Source organism: Xanthobacter sp. BG11Y11_SDJG (genome assembly GCF_057364445.1).
Genome location: NZ_JBNFNU010000221.1, coordinates 1 through 7,005, shown reverse-complemented (window position 1 = coordinate 7,005; position 7,005 = coordinate 1). Strand labels below are relative to the sequence as shown.

5 protein-coding genes and 1 pseudogene are annotated in these 7,005 nt (G+C 69.1%); all 6 read right to left on the bottom strand.

The genetic code is table 11. The annotated features are described in order from the left end of the window. Positions 1–146: 146 nt before the first annotated feature. The 6 genes and pseudogenes from AC2W7M_RS16530 to AC2W7M_RS16505 all read right to left on the bottom strand — a co-directional run bounded on the left by AC2W7M_RS16530 (position 147) and on the right by AC2W7M_RS16505 (position 6,834). Positions 147–1,356, bottom strand: a pseudogene (locus AC2W7M_RS16530) (NAD(P)/FAD-dependent oxidoreductase). A 25-nt stretch (positions 1,357–1,381) separates the two neighbouring features. Further along, a complete protein-coding gene (locus AC2W7M_RS16525; protein WP_486133354.1) occupies positions 1,382–2,176 on the bottom strand; it encodes an ABC transporter ATP-binding protein in 795 nt (264 codons plus the stop codon). A gap of 10 nt (positions 2,177–2,186) precedes the next feature. Further along, positions 2,187–3,092 carry a nitrate ABC transporter permease gene (ntrB, locus tag AC2W7M_RS16520; protein ID WP_486133352.1) on the bottom strand — a complete coding sequence of 302 codons (906 nt, stop codon included), beginning with the start codon at positions 3,090–3,092 and terminating at the stop codon, positions 2,187–2,189. 59 nt (positions 3,093–3,151) lie between these two features. Continuing rightward, a complete protein-coding gene (locus AC2W7M_RS16515; RefSeq protein ID WP_486133350.1) occupies positions 3,152–4,504 on the bottom strand; it encodes a CmpA/NrtA family ABC transporter substrate-binding protein in 1,353 nt (450 codons plus the stop codon). Positions 4,505–5,113: 609 nt separating this feature from the next. Beyond that, a complete protein-coding gene (locus AC2W7M_RS16510) occupies positions 5,114–6,247 on the bottom strand; it encodes a CmpA/NrtA family ABC transporter substrate-binding protein (RefSeq protein ID WP_486133348.1) in 1,134 nt (377 codons plus the stop codon). Then, a complete protein-coding gene (locus AC2W7M_RS16505; protein WP_486133346.1) occupies positions 6,244–6,834 on the bottom strand; it encodes an ANTAR domain-containing response regulator in 591 nt (196 codons plus the stop codon). Before AC2W7M_RS16505 ends, AC2W7M_RS16510 begins: the two co-directional genes overlap by 4 nt. Positions 6,835–7,005: the final 171 nt, after the last annotated feature.

Here is a 7,005-nt window from a genome sequence, read left to right as displayed (position 1 = left end):
CGGTGCGCCGGCAGGCGGCGAGGCCGCGCCCGGCGCGGGCCGGCCTGCGCACCGGAGACGAAGCCCTCCAGATAGCGCTCTGATCGAGGCTGAATCTCCACCCATTGTTCTTTTCCGTTCTGTCGCGGCGGTGTCCCGGCCCGGCCTCAGGCGGCCGCCGGCACGGGCCGGCCAAAGGCCAGCTCCGTGCGCAGCGGGGCGATGGGGGTACGGTCCGAGATCAGTTGAAGGTAGTATTTTCCATCGGCCGTATCGCCGAACATCACCGCCCCGGCGAGCACGCCGTCGCGGATCACCAGTCGGCGGTAGAGGCCGAGCCGGCGGTCGAAAAGCACGATGTCCTCGCCGTCCGGTCCGCCTGAGACGTCGCCGGCGGAGAAGACGTGGACACCGGAGACCTTGAGATTGGTGGAGACCACCGATCCCGCATAGCGCGCGTCCTCCCCCGCGAGGCGCCGCGCCAGCACTGCCGCCTGTTCGTAGGCCGGGGCGACGAGGCCGTAGGTGATGCCGCGATGCTCGCAGCATTCGCCGATGGCGGAGATGGCGGGATCGCTGGTCGAGAGCGTGTCGTCCACCTGCACCCCGCGCCCCACCGCGAGGCCGGCGGCGCGGGCGAGATCGCAATTGGGGGCGACGCCGCAGGCCACCACCAGCAGGTCGGCCGGCAAGGTGCGCCCGTCCTTGAGTCTCAGGCCTTCCACCCGGTCCGCGCCCAGAACCGCGTCGCTGGCGGCGCCAAGTTCCACTCTCACGCCCCGCGCCTCCACCGCCTGCCGCAGCAGGCGGCGGCGGGGGCGTCGAGCTGGCGCTCCATCAGGCGGTCCATGAGGTGGACCAGGGTGGTGTCGACCCCGGCGCCGGCGAGGCCCGCTGCCGCTTCGAGGCCGAGCAGGCCTCCGCCGATCACCACCGCGCGGTGCCCGTCCCATGGGCGGCGGCGAGCAGCGCCTGAACGTCGCCGAGATCGCGGAAGGTGTGGACGCCGGGCAGCTCCATGCCCGGCAGCGGCAGGCGGATCGGTTTGGACCCGGTGGCGAGCACCAGATGCGCGAACGGCAGGCGACGCCCGTCCACCAGCACCACGGCGCGGCCGGCGCGGTCGATGGCGGCGACGGGGGTGCCGTATTGCAGCGTCACGCCCTTGGCCCGCCACCACACGGCCGGCTTCATCTGCGCCTCCTCCGCCTGCATGCGGCCGGCCAGCACCTCGGAGAGCAGCACCCGGTTGTAGGCGAGGTGCGGCTCGGCGCCGATCACGCACACCGCATGGCGCCCGAGCGCGCGGGCGCTCAGCTCCTCGCAGAGCTTCGCCGCGGCCATGCCGTTGCCGACGATGAGGAGCGGGGCGCCCATGGTTCTGCTCCCTGGTCGCCCGGCCTCAGGCCGCCTCGACGAAGCGGTGGCGCTCGTGGAGGAACTTCAGCACCGCCTCGCGCGCCTTGAGGTAGGTGGCGTTGGTCACCAGATCGAGGCGCTTCCTCGGCCGGGCGAGCTTCACCTCCAGCACCTCGCCGATGCGCGCGGAGGGGCCGTTGGTCATCATCACGATGCGGTCGGAGAGCAGCACCGCCTCGTCCACGTCGTGGGTGATCATGAGGATGGTGTTGCCCAGCGCCGCGTGGATCTGCATCACGCTGTCCTGGAGATGGGCGCGGGTGAGGGCGTCGAGCGCGCCGAACGGCTCGTCGAGCAGCAGCACCTTCGGCTCCATGGCGAGCGCGCGGGCGATGCCGACGCGCTGCTTCATGCCGCCGGAAATCTCCGCGGGGCGCTTGTCCTTGGCGTGGCCCATCTGCACGAGGTCGAGATTGTGCAGGGTCCAGCTGTGCCGCTCGGCCTTGGAGCGGGTGCCGGAGAACACCTTGTCCACCGCCAGGCGCACGTTCTCGTAGACCGTGAGCCAGGGCAAGAGCGAGTGGTTCTGGAACACGACCGCGCGGTCCGGTCCGGGCGAGTTCACCTCCCGCCCGTCGAGGATCACACCCCCGGCGCTGGCGCCGGTGAGGCCGGCGACGATGTTGAGCAAGGTGGACTTGCCGCAGCCCGAATGGCCGATGATGGAGACGTACTCGCCCTTCTCGATGTCGAGCGTCACCTCCTTCAGCACATTGGTGGAGGCGGACCCGCGGGTGAAGGTCTTGTCGATGTGATCGAGCTTCAGATAGGCGCCCATGTCGGCCTCCTCAGGAAGCGGCGGTGCCGCGGGTGACGAAGGCGCCGATGGCGGCAATGATGCGGTCGAGCACGAAGCCGACGATGCCGACATAGATGAGCGCCACGATGATGTCGCCGATGAGCGACGAGTTCCAGGCATCCCAGATGAAGAAGCCGATGCCGACGCCGCCGATCAGCATCTCCGCCGCGATGATCGCCAGCCAGCTGAGGCCGATGCCGATGCGAAGACCGGTGAAGATGTAGGGCGCGGCGGCCGGGATCATGATCTTCAGGAAGAATTCGATGGGATTCAGCCGCAGCACCGCGGCCACGTTGCGGTAATCCTGCGGGATGTTGCGGATGCCCACCGCGGTGTTGATGATGATCGGCCAGATGGCGGTGATGAAGATCACGAACACGGCGGCCGGCTGGCCGTCGCGGAAGGCGGCGAGCGAGAGCGGCAGCCAGGCCAGCGGCGGCACCGTCCGCAGCACCTGGAACAGCGGGTCGAGCCCGCGCATGGCCCAGGTGGACTGGCCGATGAGGGTGCCGAGCGCCACCCCCACCACGGCGGCGAGGCTGTAGCCCACCGCCACGCGCTGGAGCGAGGCGAGGATGTGCCAGAACAGGCCCTTGTCGAGGCCGCCCCGGTCGTAGAACGGATCGGCGATCAGCTCCCACGAATTCTGGATGATCGCGGAGGGCGGCGGCAGCGAGGCGCCGGGGGCGCTGCACAGCATCTCCCACAGCGCCACCAGGAAGGCGAGCACCAGGAAGGGCGGGATCACGTTCGCCGCCACCATCTTGAGATAGGCCAGCAGCTTCTCGCCCACCGGAGCGCGCTTCGGCGCGGGGAGCGCGACCACGGCGGCGGGGACGGCAGGGGCCGCAGCGGCGGGTGCCCCCTCATGCAGTTTGCGGACGGTCATGTTCATCGGGCTCGCTCCGTGCGGCGAAGGGGAGGAGTGGGGCCGCCCCGCGGGCGGCCCGGCTGTCACGCGATGCGCTTGATGTCGAGCGAGGCGAGGTAGGCGGCGGGGTTCTCGGGATCGAACACCTTGCCGTCGAAGAAGGTCTCCTTGCCGCGCGAGGTGGAGGTGGGGATCTCCGCCGCCGGCACCGACAGCTCCTTCGCCGCCTCGCGCCACAGGTCCTCGCGGTTCACCTTCTTGATCAGCGCCTTGGCATCGAGGTCGGCCTCGAACTTGTTCCAGCGCTGGTCCTCGGTGATGAACCACAGATCGTGGCTCTGGAACGGATAGGAGGCGTGGTCGGCCCAGTACTTCATGATGTGCGGCGAGTTCTTCACCACCTTGCCGGTGCCGTAGTCGAAGTCGCCCTTCATGCGGTCCACCACGTCGGCGACCGGCACGTTGATCCACTGGCGCTTGGCGCAGATGGCCGCGACTTCCGCGCGGTTCTCCATCTTCTCGCACCACATCTGCGCTTCCATCACCGCCTTCAGCAGCGCCTTGGCGGCCTTGGGATTCTTGTCCACATAGGCGGCGCGCATGCCGAAGGCCTTCTCGGGATGCTTGTTCCAGAGCTCGCCGGTGGTCAGCGCGGTGTAGCCGATCTTCTGGTGCACCAGCTGCTCGTTCCACGGCTCGCAGACGCAGAAGCAGTCCATGGTGCCCACCTTCATGTTGGCCACCATCTGGGCCGGCGGGACGACGATGGTCTCGATGTCCTTGTCGGGATCGATGCCGCCGGCGGCGAGCCAATAGCGGATCCACAGGTCATGGGTGCCGCCCGGGAAGGTCATGGCCGCCTTGATGGGCTTGCCCGAGGCCTTCTTCTTCTCCAGCGCCTCCTTGAAGGGCTTGGTGTCGAGGCCGATCTTGAGGTCGATATATTCCTGGCCCACCGAGATGCACTGGCTGTCCAGATTGAGGCGCGCCAGGATGTACATGGGGGTGGGCACGTTGTTCTGCGTCACCTTGCCGGCCGAGATCAGGTACGGCATCGGGGTAAGGATGTGGGCGCCGTCGATGCCATTGCCCTCGGAGCCGAGCACCAGGTTGTCTCGGGTGGTGCCCCAGGAGGCCTGCTTGGCAACCGTCACGTCGGTCATGCCGTATTTGTCGAACAGGCCCTTCTCCTTGGCGACGAACAGCGGCGCCGCGTCGGTGAGGGCGATGAAGCCCAGCGTCGCCTTGGTGGTCTCGGGCGCCTCGGCGGCGTGGGCATAGGGCACCCCGCCCGGGAAGGCCATGCGGATGCTCTCGAACAAGGCGGCGGTGCCGAGCGCGGCCGCCGAACCCTTCAGCAGGGACCGGCGGGACACCCCGGCGACGGTGGAATCGGCGGTGGCGGCAGCGGACTGAACCTTTGTGTCGTCGCTCATTGATTCCCCTCTGGATGGGCAGGCGATCGCAGGGACCCGAAACGAAAAAAGCCGCAGACATCACGACGGCCTTCGGCCATCGGTGTCAGCGGCTCTGCTGCGGGTCCCGTCATTGGGACGAATTTGGCGGCGCGGTCGTCGTTGACTGCGCTCACGTCTCCTCATACAAAACGCGTGCCAGATCGAGGCGCGCGCCGGCGGCGGCCTATCATCCTGGAATGGATCGAGATTCTCCGACGATTAAAAACTATGCATTACCGCCGGCGCCTGCAGGGCGTGCAGAAAACGCAGGCAGGTGCCGCCCGATTGTGCGGTGCGAAGAGGCTGGGAGAATCCGGAGCCGGCCTTCGGGAGCGCCTGCGGCGCCGTCATTCCCCGCCTTTTCCTCCCTCCCCACCGTCGCCCTCCGGCTTGACCGGAGGGCCCATCCGGCGGCCGGGGGCTCGGTGGGGAGGTGGCATGGATGCTTCGATCAAGTCGGAGCATGACGGCGGTGAGGGGGGCGGCGTGGATGCCCCGGACGAGCCGGGGCATGACGGCGGAGAGAAAGCATGACGGCGGTTCGGGCCATGGCGGCCCCGAACGGCTTGCGGAGCGGCGCGGGCGACCTCACCCCTTGCGGGCGAGGAAGGTGTCCTGGTCGAACACGGTGCCGAACTGGGTCCCGACGCAGTCCGGCTGCGGCTTGAACACCGGCACCGGCCCCACCGCCGCGTCGAAGATGTCGGGCCGGTAGACCCCCATGGCCTCGCGCGCGGCGTCGGGGGAGAACTCGCCCTGGCCGGCCTCGACGATCTGCGAATAGATCCACAGCGCGTGGTCGATGGAGGGCCGGTTGGCGCCGTCGCGGTTCAGCACCAGATAGTCGGGATGGGCGCGCCGCGCCCCGCCGGGGGCGGAATGCAGGCGTCCGTCCAGGGTCCGGCGCAGCACGTCGGCGGGCAGGTTCAGGTGGCGCGGCTCGCCGAGCAGCCGGGCAAGGTCCTCGTGGTTGGCCGGGTCCTCGCACCAGAAGGCGGCGGCGTGCAGCGCGCGCACCAGGCGATGCAGCACCTCCGGCTCGGCATTGGCGAAACGGGCGTGCACGCCCAGCACCTTCTCCGGCACCCAGCCGAACACCTCCGCCCCCAGCACGGCGATGCGGCCCACGTCCGCGTCCACCGCCACCGAATTCCAGGGCGAGCCCACGGAGAAGGAGTGGATCAGCCCGCCGCGCAGGCTCTCCACCATGAAGGGCGGGGGCACCACCACGAGCCTGACGTCGCGGTCCGGGTCCACGCCGCCGCCCTTGAGGAAGTGGCGGATGAGGTAGGTGTGGGTGGAGAAGGCGTAGACCGCCGCGAAGGTCAGCGGGTCGCGCCCCTCGGCGCGGCGCTGGCGCACCACCTTGCCGAGCGCGCGGGCGGCGCCCAGGGCGCTGGCGAGGTCCTCGCCCACCTCGCCCATGGCGGCATAGACATGCTTGTCGATGGTGATGGCGCTGCCATTGAGATTGAGCGCGAACGGCACCACCAGCGGCACCCTGACGTGCCCGAGGCCCAGCGAGGAGGCGATGGCGAGCGGCCCCAGCATGTGGGCGCCGTCGAGCAGGCCGATATTCACCTTGTCGCGGATATTGGCCCAGGACACCTCCCGGTGCAGGTCGATCTCGATGCCCTCGGCCATGGCGAAGCCGCGCTCCGCGGCGGCGATCAGCACGGCGGCATCGGTGAGGGGGATGAAGCCGATGGCGAGCCGTCTCATCGCAGAAGCTCCGACGCGGTGATGATGGACTGGGCGATGTCGGCGATGCGCTTCTTCTCGTTCATCGCGGTGCGGCGCAGCAGGCCGTACGCCTCCTCTTCGCCGATGCCCTTCAGCTTCATGAGGATCATCTTGGCGCGGTCCACGAGCTTGCGCTCTTCCAGCTGGCTCTTCGCCTCCTCCAGCTCCGCCTTGAGGCGGGCGAAGGCGCGGAAGCGCGAGATGGTGGTCTCCAGGATCGGCTTCACCCGGTCCTTCCTGAGCCCGTCCACCACGTAGGAGGCGACGCCCGCCTCGATCGCCGCCTCGATGGTGCTGCGGTCCGACTGGTCGACGAACATGGCCACCGGGCGCTTCACCTCGCGGCTCACCTGGAACATCTGCTCGATGGTGTCGCGGGAGGGGTCTTCGAGATCGATCAGGATCACGTCCGGATCGATGGCATAGATGCGCTCCAGCAGATTGTGCCGCCCCCCCAGGCGCAGCACGTTCTCGAACCCCGCCTCGCGCAGCCCCTCCTCCAGGATGGCCGCGCGCACGGGGCTCTCGTCGACGATCACGATGCGCAAGGTGAGGTCGCTGGCCATGACTGTCCCAAGTTCTGGCCCCACCCTTAAGGCAAGGATCGCACCAACAGGAAGGCGCGCCGCCGGAGTCTGTTGTTCCCCGGGGCGCGCCGGCGCGCCCCTCCACTCCTCGCGCGCGGGTCGGTCCGGGTCGCGAAGCCTTTCCATGGCCCGCTCGCCCGGCGCGCCCCG

Bases quoted from the DNA above. Each gene is read 5' to 3' on its own strand.
- AC2W7M_RS16525 (WP_486133354.1), bottom strand. From the start codon at position 2,176: ATGGGCGCCTATCTGAAGCTCGATCACATCGACAAGACCTTCACCCGC.
- ntrB (WP_486133352.1), bottom strand. From the start codon at position 3,092: ATGAACATGACCGTCCGCAAACTGCATGAGGGGGCACCCGCCGCTGCG.
- AC2W7M_RS16515 (WP_486133350.1), bottom strand. From the start codon at position 4,504: ATGAGCGACGACACAAAGGTTCAGTCCGCTGCCGCCACCGCCGATTCC.
- AC2W7M_RS16510 (WP_486133348.1), bottom strand. From the start codon at position 6,247: ATGAGACGGCTCGCCATCGGCTTCATCCCCCTCACCGATGCCGCCGTG.
- AC2W7M_RS16505 (WP_486133346.1), bottom strand. From the start codon at position 6,834: ATGGCCAGCGACCTCACCTTGCGCATCGTGATCGTCGACGAGAGCCCC.